At 69.6% G+C, this 14971-nt stretch carries 12 protein-coding genes; 5 read left to right on the top strand and 7 right to left on the bottom strand.

What is annotated here, in order from left to right:
* Positions 1-124: 124 nt before the first annotated feature.
* Positions 125-679, top strand: coding sequence for a WhiB family transcriptional regulator (locus tag AB0F51_RS08950; protein WP_360276282.1), 555 nt, complete (start codon positions 125-127; stop codon positions 677-679).
* Positions 680-839: 160 nt separating this feature from the next.
* On the opposite strand, the gene AB0F51_RS08955 is transcribed toward AB0F51_RS08950, so the two are convergent.
* Both AB0F51_RS08955 and serS read right to left on the bottom strand, forming a co-directional pair.
* Entirely contained in the window at positions 840-1631 is a 792-nt protein-coding gene (locus tag AB0F51_RS08955; RefSeq protein ID WP_360276284.1) for an HAD family hydrolase, read from the bottom strand.
* Positions 1628-2902: a serine--tRNA ligase gene (gene serS / locus AB0F51_RS08960; protein WP_360276287.1), complete on the bottom strand. Its 1275-nt coding sequence runs from the start codon at positions 2900-2902 to the stop codon at positions 1628-1630. Before serS ends, AB0F51_RS08955 begins: the two co-directional genes overlap by 4 nt.
* 93 nt (positions 2903-2995) lie before the next feature.
* Here serS and AB0F51_RS08965 point away from each other — a divergent pair, with 93 nt between their 5' ends.
* Positions 2996-4588: a diacylglycerol kinase family protein gene (locus AB0F51_RS08965; protein WP_360276289.1), complete on the top strand. Its 1593-nt coding sequence runs from the start codon at positions 2996-2998 to the stop codon at positions 4586-4588.
* Positions 4589-4752: 164 nt separating this feature from the next.
* Here AB0F51_RS08965 and AB0F51_RS08970 read toward each other — a convergent pair whose 3' ends face one another.
* A complete protein-coding gene (locus AB0F51_RS08970) occupies positions 4753-5265 on the bottom strand; it encodes a DUF4446 family protein (protein ID WP_360276292.1) in 513 nt (170 codons plus the stop codon).
* 97 nt (positions 5266-5362) lie between these two features.
* On the opposite strand from AB0F51_RS08970, the gene larB reads away from it, so the two are divergent.
* Positions 5363-6091 (top strand): nickel pincer cofactor biosynthesis protein LarB, encoded by a 729-nt coding sequence (larB, locus tag AB0F51_RS08975; protein ID WP_360276295.1) that lies wholly within the window; start codon positions 5363-5365, stop codon positions 6089-6091.
* A complete protein-coding gene (gene larC / locus AB0F51_RS08980) occupies positions 6088-7374 on the top strand; it encodes a nickel pincer cofactor biosynthesis protein LarC (protein WP_360276298.1) in 1287 nt (428 codons plus the stop codon). Before larB ends, larC begins: the two co-directional genes overlap by 4 nt.
* A 65-nt stretch (positions 7375-7439) precedes the next feature.
* On the opposite strand, the gene AB0F51_RS08985 is transcribed toward larC, so the two are convergent.
* Complete coding sequence (locus tag AB0F51_RS08985; protein ID WP_360276301.1) at positions 7440-9143, bottom strand: DUF2029 domain-containing protein; 1704 nt, start codon at positions 9141-9143, stop codon at positions 7440-7442.
* On the bottom strand, positions 9140-9913 hold the full coding sequence (locus tag AB0F51_RS08990; RefSeq protein ID WP_360276304.1) for a glycosyltransferase: 774 nt from the start codon (positions 9911-9913) through the stop codon (positions 9140-9142). Before AB0F51_RS08990 ends, AB0F51_RS08985 begins: the two co-directional genes overlap by 4 nt.
* Positions 9914-10207: 294 nt before the next feature.
* Here AB0F51_RS08990 and AB0F51_RS08995 point away from each other — a divergent pair, with 294 nt between their 5' ends.
* On the top strand, positions 10208-11398 hold the full coding sequence (locus tag AB0F51_RS08995; protein ID WP_360276307.1) for an arginine deiminase: 1191 nt from the start codon (positions 10208-10210) through the stop codon (positions 11396-11398).
* A 1172-nt stretch (positions 11399-12570) separates the two neighbouring features.
* Here AB0F51_RS08995 and AB0F51_RS09000 read toward each other — a convergent pair.
* Both AB0F51_RS09000 and AB0F51_RS09005 read right to left on the bottom strand, forming a co-directional pair.
* Positions 12571-12798 (bottom strand): hypothetical protein, encoded by a 228-nt coding sequence (locus AB0F51_RS09000; RefSeq protein WP_360276310.1) that lies wholly within the window; start codon positions 12796-12798, stop codon positions 12571-12573.
* Positions 12799-13556: 758 nt separating this feature from the next.
* On the bottom strand, positions 13557-14525 hold the full coding sequence (locus tag AB0F51_RS09005; RefSeq protein ID WP_360276313.1) for a DUF5926 family protein: 969 nt from the start codon (positions 14523-14525) through the stop codon (positions 13557-13559).
* Positions 14526-14971: the final 446 nt, after the last annotated feature.

Here is a 14971-nt window from a genome sequence, read left to right on the forward strand (position 1 = left end):
GTTCGTTCACGCGGGTCCTGGAACTTGGGGAGCCACGATGATCGTCAACAGCGCCAAGATAGCGGGGCAAGGGAGCAACGGCTCTCGTGCGGCTGTCGACACATCTTCCATCACGGAGGGGGCCATGACGGGCTGCACTGCACGCGCGGACATCTTCCAGCACCGGTTGATGGAAGAGCCGCCGCCTGCATCAGCGACCCGGCGGACACGGGAACGCTACGACCAGCTGGTCCGGGAGGCCAAAGCGGTCTGCGCGTCCTGCCCGTTGTTCACCGACTGCTTGTTCAGCGCCGTTGCCCAGCACGATGTCAGCGGCTTCGTCGCCGGCACCACCGCTGCGCAGCGTCGCTCGATGCGAAACCTGCTGGACGTCGAGGTCCAGGCAGACGACTTCGACCAGCTGGCCGGAGCGCGGGGCACGCGCCGGCCGGTCAGCCACGAAGAGGTGCTGCGACTCCGGACGCAGTACCCCAACGACAGCCTGGAGTCGCTGGCCATGCGACTGGGGTGCTCACTGTCGACCGTCAAGCGCCATCTGCGCAGGGCCCGTCGGGGGCAGAGCCCGGCGGCCAAGGCTCCGCGTCCGCGCCCGGAGGTGAGCGCCGTCCTGGACGCGTTCGACGCCGTGGTGGACCGGCCTTGCCAGTCACCTCGTCCCGGCAGCACCCGCGTCGCCTGACCGCTGATACTCGGCCCGCCAGCGGACTATCAGCACTTCGGTCAGACATCAGAAAGCCCGGAACCCCTGCTGGCGCAGGAGTTCCGGGCTTTTTGGTTGCCGCGTGAAACTATCTCCGGTGGCTATTCGACCAGGATCGAAGTGTTCATTTCCCGATGGTTCAGAAATAACGATTGAGTACCGCCGCGACGCCGTCGTCGGTGACCGACTTGGTCACCTCGTCGGCTTTCACCTTGACCTCGTCCGGCGCCGAACCCATCGCGATCCCCAGCCCGGCGTAGGTGAGCATCTCGATGTCGTTGCGCCCGTCGCCCATCGCCAGCAGATCGGCCGGCTCCACCCCGTACTGCGCCAGCGCGACCTTCAGCCCCGTGCTCTTGTCGACGCCCTCGGGCGCGATGTCGAGCCACGCCGTCCAGCCGACGAAGTAGCTCACCCCGTGCAGACCGAGCCGTTCGGCCAGCAGGACGAAGTCACTCTCCGACTGCTCCGGATCGCGGATGATCAACCGGGTCACCGGTCGCGGCGCCAGCTCGGCGTCCGTGACCACCCGGACGGTCGCGCCGGTCCCGAGGTCACCGTCCGGGAAGGGCGCGGTGACCAGGTAGCTGCCGTCGTGTTCCTCGACCGCCATCCGGGCGTTCGGCGCGTGCCGGCGGACCGACTCGATCACCGTCCGCGGATCGAAGGTCCGCTCGTCGACCACTTCACCGGCCGGCATCCGCAGCGTTCGCGCACCGTTGCTGCAGACAACCAATCCGTCGGTGAGGCCGAACATCTCGGCCACCGGCCGGGTGGTCTGCCAGGCCCGGCCGGTGGCGAGGATGACGGGCACCTGCGCCGCAGTACGGCGTACTGCGTCGACGACCGCCTGGGAAAGGCGTTCGTCGTGGTCGATCAGCGTTCCGTCGATGTCGAGGGCAACGGCTTTCGGCCGCCAGCCGTCGATCATCCGGCAACCGGTTCGAGAACCTCGCGACCGCCGACGTACGGACGCAGCGCGGCCGGCACCCGGACCGAGCCGTCGGCCTGCTGGTGGGTCTCCAGGATCGCGACCAGCCAGCGGGTGGTGGCCAGCGTGCCGTTCAGCGTCGCGACCGGACGCGGCTTGCCGTCCGCGTCACGGTGCCGGATGTTCAGCCGGCGAGCCTGGAAGTCGGTGCAGTTCGACGTCGAGGTGAGCTCCCGGTACGCGCCCTGCGTCGGCACCCACGCTTCACAGTCGAACTTCCGGTACGCCGAAGCGCCGAGGTCACCTGTCGCGGTGTCGATCACCCGGTAGGCCAGTTCCATCTTGTCCAGCATCTCCTTCTCCCAGCCGAGCAGCCGCTGGTGTTCGGCGGCAGCGTCTTCCAGGCTGCAGTAGGAGAACATCTCGACCTTGTCGAACTGGTGGACGCGGATGATCCCGCGGGTGTCCTTGCCGTACGACCCGGCCTCACGGCGGTAGCAGGACGACCACCCGGCGTACCGGACCGGGCCGTTCGAGACGTCGATGATCTCGTCCATGTGGTAGCCGGCCAGCGGGACCTCCGACGTACCGACGAGGTAGAGCTCGGGCTCTTCCAGCCGGTAGACGTCGTCGTGCGCGTTCAGGTAGCCGGTGCCGCCCATCACCTCGGGCTTGACCAGGGTGGGGGTGATCATCGGGGTGAAGCCGTTCTCCACCGCCTGGGCGATCGCCAGCTGGAGCATGCCGAGCTGGAGCAACGCGCCGACGCCCTTGAGGAAGTAGAACCGGGCGCCGGACACCTTCGCGCCGCGCTCCATGTCGATCGCGCCGAGCAGCTCACCGAGCTCGAGGTGGTCGCGCGGCTGGAAGCCCTCAGCCTCGAAGTCGCGCGGCTTGCCGATCTCCTCCAGCACGGTGAAGTCCTTCTCACCGCCGACCGGAGCCTCGTCGGATACCAGGTTCGGCAGTTTGCCGGCCAGCTCGTCGAAGCGCGTCTCGGCCTCGGTCGCGGCGGCCTCGGTCGCCTTCACCTCGGCGGCCAGCGCCTTGGTGCGCTCGAGCAGGGCGGCCCGCTCGTCGCCCTTGGCCTGCGCGACCTGCTTGCCGAGCCCCTTCTGCTCCGCCCGCAACGACTCGAACGCCGCGATGGACGATCGACGCTCACCGTCGGCCGCCAGCACCTGGTCGACCAGGTCAGTACTCTCGCCGCGCTTGGTCAGGGACGCACGGACGACATCGGGGTTCTCACGGAGCAATTTCGCATCGATCACACGTGCAGGGTATCGGGGCGTGTCAGCGGGGGCGAAGTGTATTGGGGATGATGAGCTGGCACCAGCGGATCATCTAGGGGGAAATCAGCGGGCATGAACCAGCATCCACCTACACATGTCGGTCGTGCGCTGACCGTTGTCCTGGGTGCTTTGCCGTTCATCGTGATCACCCTGCTGGTCTTCCAGGACTGGCCGCCGTTGCGCCGCTGGGACGAGTCCGTGGCGGCCCGCGCAGCGGAGTACGGGCTGACGCATCCGAACGTGGTGGACATCTGGGAAGTCATCGGTGCGATCACTACGCCGTGGGTCTGCCGGGCCGTCATCTTGATCGTCGCGATCTACCTCTGGCACCGGCGGGCCCGCCTGCTGACCGTCTGGCTGATCGTCTCCGCGGGCGCCGAGCTGGGTCTGGTGCAGGCGGTCAAGCACATCTTCGACCGCGCCCGGCCCGCTCAGATGCTGGCCGACGCCGACGGCTGGGCGTACGTCTCCGGGCACGCGACCGCCGCGTTCGTCATGGCCGGGGCGCTCGGAGTGGTGTTGCCCTCGGTCCGCGGCTGGCGGCGCCGGTTCCGGCTGCTGGTGGCGCTGCCGACGATCGCGGTGGTCTGGTTCGCGTCGGTCGACCGGGTCGTGCTGAACGTGCACTGGGTCTCCGATGTCCTGGGTGCCTGGGCGCTCGGACTCGCACTCCTGACCGCCACGTCGATCGGGTTCGGGCTGCGACCCGGTTTGCGGCGACGGCGCCGTCGTACGCCGGCTGACGAGAGCGGCGCGGCGGAGGCTCCGCGGGCCGCCGTGATCGTCAACCCGATCAAGGTCGGCGACGGGGTCGCTTTCCGGCGCAAGGTGAACCGGGCGCTCGCCGTCCGGGGGTTCGAGGATCCGCTCTGGCTGGAGACCCGCGAGGACGACGCCGGCAACGCGATGGCCAAACTGGCGATCGAGAACGAGTCCGACCTGGTGCTGGTCGCCGGCGGGGACGGGACGGTACGCGTGGTGTGCGCCGCGTTGTCGCACACCGGCATCCCGGTCGGGGTGATCCCGGCCGGTACCGGCAACCTGCTGGCCCGCAATCTGCACATCCCGCTCGACCTGGACGACGCCCTGGAACGCATTCTGGACGGCCGCGACCGGCGGATCGACCTGGTCAAGGTGTCCGGTGACGGCCTCGACACGGACCGTTTCGCGGTGATGGCCGGCCTTGGGCTGGACGCCGCGATCATCACCGGAGCCCCACCGATCCTGAAGGCGCAGCTCGGCTGGACGGCGTACGTGGTCTCGGCCGCCAAGAACATCAACCACCCGTCGGTGAAGGTCCGCATCGTCCTCGACGACGACGAGCCGCTGGAGCGCCGCGTCCGCACCGTGGTGATCGGCAACGTCGGCATGCTCCAGGCGAACATCCCCCTCCTCCCCGACGCCCGTCCCGACGACGGCCTGATCGACGTCGTGATCATCGCCCCCCGCCGCGTCACCCAGTGGCCGCTGGTCTTCTGGCGCGTGATGACCCGCACCAAACGCACCGAGATGTACCTGGAACGCTTCACCGGCCGCAAGGTAGAGATCACCGCCGCGGTAGACGTCCAACGCCAACTAGACGGCGACGGCATAGGCCCCGGCCGAACCCTCACCGCCGAAGTAGACCCCGGCTCCCTAGTAGTCCGAGTCCCCAAACGCCGCTAACCACAGAAGTGCGAGCGAAGCGACGCACGGCGGCGCGGCGCGGCTTTAGCTACAACTGCTTTCGCCCGCCCGGCGCTGGCATCAGCCAGGCAGGTGGGTGGGGCGGGCGGAAGCTACCTCAGGCCGAGCGGGCGGGTAGTAGACGGGCGAGCGGTCGGGGCAGGCTATTGGTGTTCGGGGGTTTCTCGGGGTTGGGCGGCTTCCTTGCGGAGGGTTTCGATTGCTTCTTCCTCCTCGGGGGACAGCTTGGCGTCGCTTTCGAAGGACTTGACCTCCTTTGCGTACGACCGGGCGTCGTTCCGGCTGTTGATCGACGTCAGCACGATCCCGTCACCCTTGTCGTCCAGCAGCGCCATCGACCACGACAGCCGGCCACCCATGTCGCCGTACGCGTCGTACCGGACCACGGCGAGATGCTGCAGCGTCTCCCGCAGCTCGCTCCTCGCGTCCTCGAGTTCCTTGCTCAACCGCCGCAGTTCCGACTTCACCGTGCCGGGCTTGGCCTCCGGCTCGCTCGACTCGGCGGGCTGGACCTGAGGCTGCGGCATGACAGCGGGCTTCGCTCCAGCCTTGGGCGCACCGGACTGCGCCCTGAGCGCCTGGATGGCGAACACGAGGGCGAGCACCGCCACGAACAATGCGGCGATCCCGAAAGCACCGGCTAACGTCGAAGACACGACGGCAGCCTAATGGCTGCGTGCTCAAACGGCTGCGCTGAGTGCCGGTCCGGGGTCCGAAGCGGCGAATCCCGGCAGGCCCACGTAGATTCGCGGCGTGACTCATTTGCCTGACCAAAGCCCCGGCGGCGGCCCACTGCCCGGAGTGCACGACCTCGGCTACGCACGCCTCGACACTGATCGCCTGGACCGCACAGGCGACGCAGAGGTGGTCTACGGCGCGGGGAAGACACCGGAGCAGGTAGTGGAGCTCCTGCAGACCCTGCACCAGACCCACCCCGCCCACGCCGTCCTGGCGACCCGCCTGAGCGTCGAGGCCCAAGCCGCAGTCGCCTCCGCCCTGCCACACGCAGTAGTCGACCAAGTCGGCCGCACTGCGGTCCTCGGCGCACCCCCGGTACTCCGAGGCACCGTCGCCGTCGTAGCAGCCGGTACGTCGGACGCCCCGGTGGCGGCCGAAGCTGCCACGACTGTCGGTGTGTTCGGCGCCAACGTCGACCTGATCACCGACGTCGGCGTCGCCGGCCTGCACCGCATCATGAGCGTGCGCGAGCGCCTGAACGCCGCCGACTGCCTCATCGTGGTCGCCGGGATGGAAGGCGCGCTGCCGAGTGTCGTCGGCGGGCTCGTCGGCGTACCACTGGTCGCAGTACCGACCTCAGTCGGGTACGGCGCTTCCTTCGGCGGCATGGCCGCGTTGCTGGCGATGCTCAACTCGTGTGCACCCGGCGTGACCGTCGTGAACATCGACAACGGTTTCGGGGCCGGTGTGTTCGCTGCCCGCGTGGCGCGACGCGCGGCACCGACGGAGGTGAAGTCGCAGTGAGGACCGCCTGGATCGACTGCGCGGCCGGCGCCTCCGGCGACATGCTGCTGGGCGCTTTCCTGTCCGCCGGCGCCGACCTCGACGTCGTCAACGCAGCAGTCGCCGCCGTCGATCCCTCCCTCTCCGTGACAGTCGACCCCACCAGCCGCCACCAAATCGCCGCCCTCAAAGCCTCAGTCCGAGTAGCAGGCGAACTCCACCCCGAAAACTTCCCGGACAACCCCGCACCGAGCGAAGAAGCTGGGCACGGACATGGGCACGGACACGACGATGCCGGGCACGGTCATGGGCATGGACCTGAGGTTGGTGGGCCTACGCGGACGTGGGCTGAGGTTCGGCGGTTGATTGAGGGGGCTGGGCTGGCGGAGGCTGTGCGGGAGCGGGCGTTGGACACGTTCGCCCGGCTGGCTCGGGCCGAGGCGGCCGCGCATGGGGTGGCCCCCGATGACGTGCACTTCCACGAGGTGGGCGCGCTCGACGCGATCGCGGACATCGTCGGTGTCGCCGCCGCGTCCGTCACGCTCGAACTCGACCACATCGTCGTCTCCACGATCGCGCTCGGTGGCGGTCGGCAGGTTCGTGGTCAGCACGGCGGCATCCCGGTTCCAGGCCCCGCAGTACTGGCTCTGCTTTCCGAAGCTGAGGCTCCGGTCGTCGGCGGCACCGCGCCGTACGAGATGACCACGCCGACCGGCGCGGCTCTGCTCGCCTCGCTGGCCGACGAGTTCGGTCTGATGCCGACGATGCGGATCCAGCAGACTGGTGTCGGCGCGGGCGGGCGGGACCCGATCGAGGTGCCGAACATCGTCCGGGTGATCGTCGGCGAATCCGTCGAACGGCCGGCCACCGAACTCGTCTACGAGACCAACGTCGACGATCTCGACCCGCGGATCTGGCCGCAGGTGCTGGCACGGCTGATGGAGGCCGGCGCCGCCGACGCCTGGCTCACCCCGATCCTGATGAAGAAGGGCCGGCCGGCGCACACCCTGTCGGTCCTGGTCGGCGGCGCGAACGCCGAAGAGGTCCGCTCGGTGATCCTGTCCGAGACGTCCGCGATCGGCCTGCGCGAGTCGGAGGTGCGCAAGCACGCCGCCGACCGTGAGTTCGCCAGCGTCGAGGTCGACGGTCAGCGCATCCACGTCAAGATCGCCCGGTACGGCGGTCAGGTGGTCAACGTCCAGCCGGAGTACGACGATGTCGCCGCGGCAGCCGCGGTCCTGAAGAAGCCGATCAAGACAGTCCTGGCCAAAGCCATCGCGGCCGGCCACGACCTCTGGAGCTGACCCCGGCCTCTAGAGGCTGACGCGACCGATCGAGTTGACGCGACCGGTCGCGTGGTCGCGGCGAGCTAGTTCGCCGCGACCTTCTCGGTTTCCGGTCTGGACTTGCGTCTCGGCCAGTCGTACGGCCACCACTGGGCGCCACCGCGACGGGCCCACACGATCAGCCCGATCAGTACGCCGAGCTCGATCGCGGGGCAGATCGTGTCGCGCAACCTGGTGCTGAACCACTCGAGCGAGTCGGACAGGAACGGCGCGACCTGACGGGCATTCGGATCGCGGCCGGGCACGTACGCGATGGCGAGCATGGTGGTCCGGATGACCATCAGCTTGTCCACCTTCGACGCGGCCACCGCCGCCAGCGCGACCCACGCGATGATGTCGTACCAGGGCAGCGAGTACATCGCCGTGACCAGCCAGGCGATCGCGTAGATCGCGGTGTAGCGGATGGCCTCGGGTGCCCGGTCCTCAGGATGGGTCCGGGGTAGCAGCGACTTGGGGAAGACCTGGGAAAGCAGGATCGCCACGACGATCAGGCCGACCCAGGCCGCGATCGCGAGCACCGTGCGGACCAGGCCGTTCGGCAGGAAGAGCGTGAAGAAGCTCAGCAGCGCCTTGTGCGGCGTACCGGTCGAGATGAAGGAGCTGTTCGACCGGGCCTGCTGCAGCGCCTCGAGGCCGACCACCGCGTAGAGGCCGGCCATCGAGATCGCGCCGCCGAGGCAGAAGATGAGCGCCCTGCGCCGGTCCGCGCGCAGTGACCAGAGCATCGCCACACCGACCAGGCCGATCGACAGCTTGGTACAGCCCGCGACGCCGAGCATGATGCCGGCCCAGAAGATGTGCCGCCGGAACAGCACCAGCGCGATGATCGCGAACATCACCGCGATCGCGTCGTTGTGCGCGCCGGCCAGGACGGTCCACAGCAGCAGCGGGTTCGCCAGGGCGAGCATCGCGATCCGGCGGCGGTTGACCAGATCGGGACCGACCAGCTTCATCAGCAGCAGCCCGGAAACGATCATGCTGACCGCGACCGACAGCTGCAGCATCCAGACGGTGAGCTGCATCGAGTCGCCGCCGACCCAGGACGAGAACCACTGGATCCAGGTCGCGATCGGGCCGTAGACGCTCTTCGCGCCCTGCCACGGCCGCTCGGTCGCGGCGATCACCGGGTCGTAACCGAGCCGGATGGTGTCCGCCGGCGCCGTCGTGTACGGGTTGCCGCCGAGCGACATGATCCGCCCGTACGCCGCGTAGATCAGGACGTCACCGGACGCCATCGGCGGCACCAGCGTGACGGCGGCCGTCGTACCGATGCCTAGGGCAACTAATCGGTTGAGGCGGGGCGCCCAGCCGTTCTTGATCGCCCGGGCGGCGAGGAAGACGCCGTACCCGCCGAGCAGGATAGCGACGTAGATCATCATCGTCACGAGCCAGTCGTTCGGCTTCGTGTCGAACCAGTACGACGGCAGCCAGGCGTGCCGGTTGGTCAGCGTCAGCACCACCACCGACGGCCCCAGCAGACCGGCCGCGACAATCAGAACCGTCGAGGCCAGATAGAGCCCAACGGCCCGCCGCCCGTCCCGATCAGCCGCCCGATCATCGGCCGCACTCGCCTGACCACCGGCGGCTCCGACGGCTCCGACGGCTCCGGCGGCTCCGGCGGCTCCGGCGGCTCCGGGCGAATCATCGCCGGTCAGCTCAACGCCGGTTTGTTCGGCCGCGGGCGCGTCGGCAGGAGCCTTGTCGGCGCTCGTGCCGTCGGTGTTCATCGGCCCGGCCCAGTGGACGAGGCGCCGCGCGCGGGCAACGCGTTGCGCGCGGCCAGCGCACGCCGTACGTGGAGGAACTGACGTCCGCGATGCAGTTGCCCGCGCAGATCCGTGCCGGTCGCGCGATGGCGAACGTCGATCGGCACCTCGATGATGCGGAAACCCTTGCGACCCAGATCGATGCTCAACGCCGCCTCGACACCGAACCCTTGCGCCAGCGGCAGCGCCGCCTCGAACGCGACCCGGGTCAGGCACCGCTGGCCGGACAACGGCTGCTCAGGCGCCCAACCGGTCGCCTGCTCGATCCCGGCCCTCGCGAGCCGTACGACGAACCCGCGTCCGCCGGCCTTGCTGCCATCGGGGCGGACCTGGGCCGGCAACGTCCCGATCGTCATGTCCGCGCGACCCTCGACCACCGGCGCGATCAACGGCTCGGCGCCCGTCGCGGAATCGGCCAGGTCGGCGTCGAGGAACAGCAGGTGCCGCGCCTGGGCACCATCCCGCTCCGCCACCGCGGCTGCTCCGGTCTCCATCGCGGCAGCCTTGCCCTGGTTCCGCGGATGCCGTACGACGACAGCTCCCGCGCGCTCAGCGACCTCGGCGGTGCCGTCGCTCGATCCGTCGTCCACGACGACCACCAGGTCGACGCCGGCGAGCTTGCGCACCGCGTCGACCGTCGCGACGATCCGCTCGGCCTCGTCCTTGGCCGGGATCACGCACGCGACGGAACCCTGGACGGGCTCGACGGGGGGCAGATCAGTACCGGACACAGCACCGCAGCCTAGTTGCTCGGCAGCCGATCCCCCGCCTCCGGATCCGGTCCCTGGGGATATCTCGTTCTTTCGGCGGATTCGGCGGCTGCCTGTGGACAACTTTGGGCCGGTCCGCGGCAATCACGGCATCTTCTCTGGCAAGACCGAAAACATCAGCGCGCCGGTGGAGGTGGCCGAGTTGGACATCAGGAGAAATTGTCGGACAATCAGACAGAATCACGGCAAGACCCGCGTCTACGGCGGGGCTGCCGTAGCTTTGGTGGGACGGGATCCGGACGAGAGGGCAGGCAGATGACTGAGGCGTATGGCGTCGACAGCGAGGTCGGGCCGCTGCGGACGGTGATGCTGCACCGGCCGGGCAACGAGCTGCGCCGGCTCACCCCACGGAACAACGACAAACTGCTCTTCGACGGCATCCCCTGGGTCGGCCGCGCGCAGGACGAGCACGACGCGTTCGCCCAGGTACTGCGCGACCGCGACGTCGAGGTGCTGTATCTCGACAAGCTGCTCAGTGAGGCGCTCGGCGATCCAGACGCCCGGGCCTCGGCCATCACCGGCGCAACCGAAGACCTGCGTCTCGGCGACACGCTCCGTGAGTACCTGCGGGCCAGCTTGGCGGCGCTCGACCCGGTGCAGTTGGCGGAAGCGTTGATGGCCGGCGTGCGCAACGACGAAGTACGGGCCGGTGGGCTGGTCACGTCACTGCTTGCGCACGAGGACTTCCTGATCGACCCCCTCCCGAACCTGCTGTTCACGCGAGACTCGAGCGTGTGGATCCGCGACTCGGTCGCCGTCACCTCGCTGGCGATGCCGGCGCGGGTTCGCGAGACGCAGCTGACTGAGCTGATCTACAGCTATCACCCGCGCTTTGTCGGGGCGGGCAAGGTGTACGACCACCAGTTGGAGCATGTCGAAGGCGGAGACGTGCTCGCCCTCGGGCCCGGAGTACTGGCGGTGGGCGTCGGCGAGCGGACCACTCCGGCCGGAGTCGAGCGGCTCGCGCGCCGGGTGTTCGCGAAGGGGCTGGCGCATACCGTCCTCGCCGTCCCGATCGCCCAGCAGCGCGCGACGATGCACCTGGACACGGTCTGCACGATGGTCGACGTCGACGCTGTGCTGATGTATCCGAACATGGCCGAGGAGATGCGCGCCCTCGCCGTCACCGCCGACGGCGACGAGTTGCACGTCGCCGAGTCCGAGCCATTCCTGGTCGCCGCAGCCAAGGCCCTAGGCATCGACACCCTGCGCCGAATCGACACCGGCCTGGACCCCGTCACCGCCGAACGCGAACAGTGGGACGACGGCAACAACACCCTCGCCCTCGCACCCCGCGTATGCATCGCCTACGAACGCACAGTCGAGACCAACGCCCGCCTGGAAGAGTCAGGCATCGAGGTAATCCGCATCTCCGGCTCCGAACTAGGCTCCGGCCGAGGCGGCCCCCGCTGCATGTCCTGCCCCATCCTCCGCGATCCCGCCTAACCCACAACGAGCGCGGGGGTGAGCCCACGACGCCCACTCCGCTTCGCTACGCCGCCTGCATCGCCTGGGAGTACTGGCGCTGACGCGCATGACCCCGCGGTGGTGAAGCAAGCGCGCAACGCCAGCTCGCGCGGAGGGCTCGCGACGCCTGCTCCGCTTCGCTACGCCGCCTGCATCGCCGGTGAAAGCTGGCGCTGACGCGCGCGACCCCGCGGTGGCGGACCAAGCGCGTCGAAGTGACGGCCGAGCGGACCGCTGGCGCTGGATGAGCCGGGCGCAGCACGCGGATTGGTGGGCTCAGCGCGGGTTGGTGGGCTCAGCGCGGGGCGGTGGGCTCAGCGCGGGGCGGTGGGCTCAGCGCGGGGCGGTGGGCTCAGCGCGGGGCGGTGGGCTCAGCGCGGGGCGGTGGGCTCACCGCGGGTTGGTGGGCTCGCGACGCCTGCTCCGCTTCGCCACGCCGCCTGCATCGCCAGCGAGAGCTGGCGCTGACGGGCGCGACCCCGCGGTGGCGAAGCGCGCGCGTCGAGTGACGCCGACCGGCGAACGCACCGCTGGCGCCGGACAACTCGCACACGGCACGCGGGTTGGCGGGCTCGCGAGGCCTGCTGCGCTTCGCTACGCCGGCTGCATCGCCTGCGAGTACTGGCGCTGACGCGCGTGACCCCTCGCGGGTGGAGCGGGTGCGTTGGGGGGTGGCGCGGACCGGCGTACGAGCCGCGGCGCTGGTGAGTCGCGGGCGGCGCGGGGGTTGGTGGGGCTCGCGACGTCTGCTCCGCTTCGCTACGCCGCCTGCATCGCCGGTGAAAGCTGGCGCTGACGCGCATGACCCCGCGGTGGCGGACCAAGCGCGTCGAAGTGACGGCCGAGCGGACCGCTGGCGCTGGATGAGCCGCGCGCAGCACGCGGATTGGTGGGCTCAGCGCGGGTTGGTGGGCCAGCGCGGATTGGTGGGCCAGCGCGGGTTGGTGGGCTCGCGACGCCTGCTGCGCTTCGCTGCGTTGGCTGCATCGCCGGTGAGAGCTGGCGCTGGCGCGCGTGACCCCCCGGTGCGATGGAGCGCTGTAAGCAGGGTTCGGTTCCACTCGGCCCGCGTGTCCCGCGGGGCGAGCCGAGCGCGTCTGCCCGCGGGGACGGATCGAGCGCGTGATGCCTGCGGCACCCGATGAGCTTGTTCAGGCGCGCGTGAGGCCGGACGCCACGAAGACCCGCGGTTGGCCTGTGCAGGAGATGACGTTCGCTTTGGTCGTCTCCACCGAGCCGCCACCGACGAATACCTCGTCGCCCAGCCAGCCGACCGTTCGTCCAGCTGCGTCGATCAAGGCAGGCCTGTCGTCGCGGATGGTGACACTCCATCCCGGCGGCCAAGCGACGTCGACGAATTCGTCCTCCGTAACGATCACTCCGTCGATCAGCCTGCTGGCGGCGCTGCGTAGTACCAGGCAGTTTGTCGAGGGGTCGATGGCGAGAGTCCCCGATGCTTGGCTTGCAGGTTCTCGAGGGGCGGTACGAGCTGAAGCGTCAGGCAGGGCAGCGGTGCGTCGTCGGCCTGCTCGGCGTCGCGGTTCACAGGATCAACTCCAGGGTTGATGCGCACGAGGACGCACGGTCTGCCGGGTGGCCGCTGGCTTTCCTCATGCGCCCGTCGCCGGGTTCCACCGACTGGGGGAACGAACTTGCGAGCTGCGGCAAATAGTTTCCGGTCGGACGCGGCTGCCGTGCGCCGCTGACGGCAGGTCCGTTCGGCATTGACGGCTGGTCGGTTCGGCGCTGTCGGTGAGTCCATCCGGGGGCCTGACGGCAGGTCGTCGGCAATGATGGCTGGTCCGTGCAGCGGTGACGGCGGGCCCGTTGTGAAGCGCGGGAGGCCTGTGTGCGAAGGAGTTTGGTGATGGGTGCGAGCGCACGCTCGCCGTGCTTAAACGTTCAATTGCAGGTGGTTGCCGGTGGGGATGTGGCAGCGATTCCGCATTGGGGTGGGTAGCTGACTAGACAGGTATCAGGGGCGACACGCGGAGTGAAAATCGGGGGTTGTTGTCGGGGCCGGTTATGAGTACTCTTCATGCCTAGGCCCAGGCCCTGTTGCTCCCCCGTCAGCAGGACTTGGGCCGTCCACGTTGCCGAAGGCCCGCACTCGTCGAGTGCGGGCCTTTGTCATGGCTTAACGGATTGTCAGCTGGCGGCTGGCGAGACCGGCGCGGGCGGCTCGCTCTTCCGTGGTCAGCGGTGCCTCCGAGGCGAGCGCCTTGTCGAGTTCGGCGGCGAACTCGGCGGCCGGCTTCTCCAGGTCGGCGGCTTCGGCGTCGGCCGGGAGCTCCCACACCGGCACGAGCACGCCGAGGGCGCGGAACGAACCGATCAGACGGCTTCCCTCGGTCAGGGCGGACGAGCCAGCGGCGTGCAGCCGGGCCAGAGCGTCGAGCAAGGTGTCCTCGGCGTGCGGCATCACCCAGCGCAGGTAGCGGCGGTCGCCGATCTGCGTCCAGTACGCCGCCTCGACGGACTCCAGCCGGACGGTCGGAGCAGCAGCCGCGTTGGCCCGCTCGAGGCCGGCCGCCACCTCACCGGTCGGGTCGTCGACGTTCTCGCCGACCCAGTAGTCGAAGCCGTCGTGCACCTTCACGGTGATCGGCTCGGAGGTATCGATCAGGTCCTGCAGGCGCGGGCCGTCCTTGAGCAGGTCGCCGAGCTGGATCGGGTTGCCCGGCTCGGTCGCGAGAGCCGCCGTGATGGCGTGCGCGACGTCGCGGCTCGGGTCACCCGTGGAAGCGTGGGTCTGCAGGCCGATCCAGATGGTCTCGTCGTCGCGGACCAGGCCCGGCATCGCCATCGGCAGCAGGGTGACCAGGTTGACCTTCTTGCCCTGGTGCTCGCCGGTCAGCGTGACCTCCGCAGTACCGGCGGGAACGATCTCGCGGAAGGCGATCAGGTCGCACTCGGCCGGCAGGCCCTCGAACGGCCGGATCACGAAGGTGTCGGCCGCCTGCGCCTGCTCACGCCCGTGGCACTGCTTGAAGCGCTTCCCCGATCCACACGGGCAGGGCTCGCGCGGGCCGACGTCGACCAGGTCGGCCGGATCCAGCGTGACGGTCGTGGTGTTCTTGGCGCGGTTGCGCGACTTCTTTCCCATACCCCGCAGTCTTGCAGTACTCGCCCACCACCCACCAACCCGAGCTGATCCACACCCGTGCACCCAGAGCCGGCAGCCGGCGGCTGGGTCAGCAGACCCGAGTGGTGGGTCCGTGGGGAGCGGCGGTATGGCCGGGTACGCCGGACGTTGGCGGCGCCGACCTCCGAGAGCGGGCCAGCGGCGAACGGCGGCGAGGGCGGCACGCCGGGGCGTCGGCGCTGCGGCCCCCGCGGGGGTCAGCGGGGGACGGCGTGGCGGGCCTAGGCCTCCGCGGGGCCCGCGGGGAGCGGCTAGGCGTGGGCGGTGCGGGCCCCGGGGAACGATGGCACGGGCGGTACGCCGGGGCGTGGGCGGCGCGGACGCGGGGGCAGCGGGGGCAGCGGGAGCAGCGGGAGCAGCGGGAGCAGCGGGAGCAGCGGGAGCAGCGGGAGCAGCGGGCAACGATC

Source organism: Kribbella sp. NPDC023855, assembly GCF_040639475.1.
Classification (GTDB): domain Bacteria; phylum Actinomycetota; class Actinomycetes; order Propionibacteriales; family Kribbellaceae; genus Kribbella.

Bases quoted from the DNA above. Each gene is read 5' to 3' on its own strand.
- AB0F51_RS08950 (WP_360276282.1), top strand. From the start codon at position 125: ATGACGGGCTGCACTGCACGCGCGGACATCTTCCAGCACCGGTTGATG.
- AB0F51_RS08955 (WP_360276284.1), bottom strand. From the start codon at position 1,631: ATGATCGACGGCTGGCGGCCGAAAGCCGTTGCCCTCGACATCGACGGA.
- AB0F51_RS08965 (WP_360276289.1), top strand. From the start codon at position 2,996: ATGAACCAGCATCCACCTACACATGTCGGTCGTGCGCTGACCGTTGTC.
- AB0F51_RS08985 (WP_360276301.1), bottom strand. From the start codon at position 9,143: ATGAACACCGACGGCACGAGCGCCGACAAGGCTCCTGCCGACGCGCCC.
- AB0F51_RS08995 (WP_360276307.1), top strand. From the start codon at position 10,208: ATGACTGAGGCGTATGGCGTCGACAGCGAGGTCGGGCCGCTGCGGACG.
- AB0F51_RS09005 (WP_360276313.1), bottom strand. From the start codon at position 14,525: ATGGGAAAGAAGTCGCGCAACCGCGCCAAGAACACCACGACCGTCACG.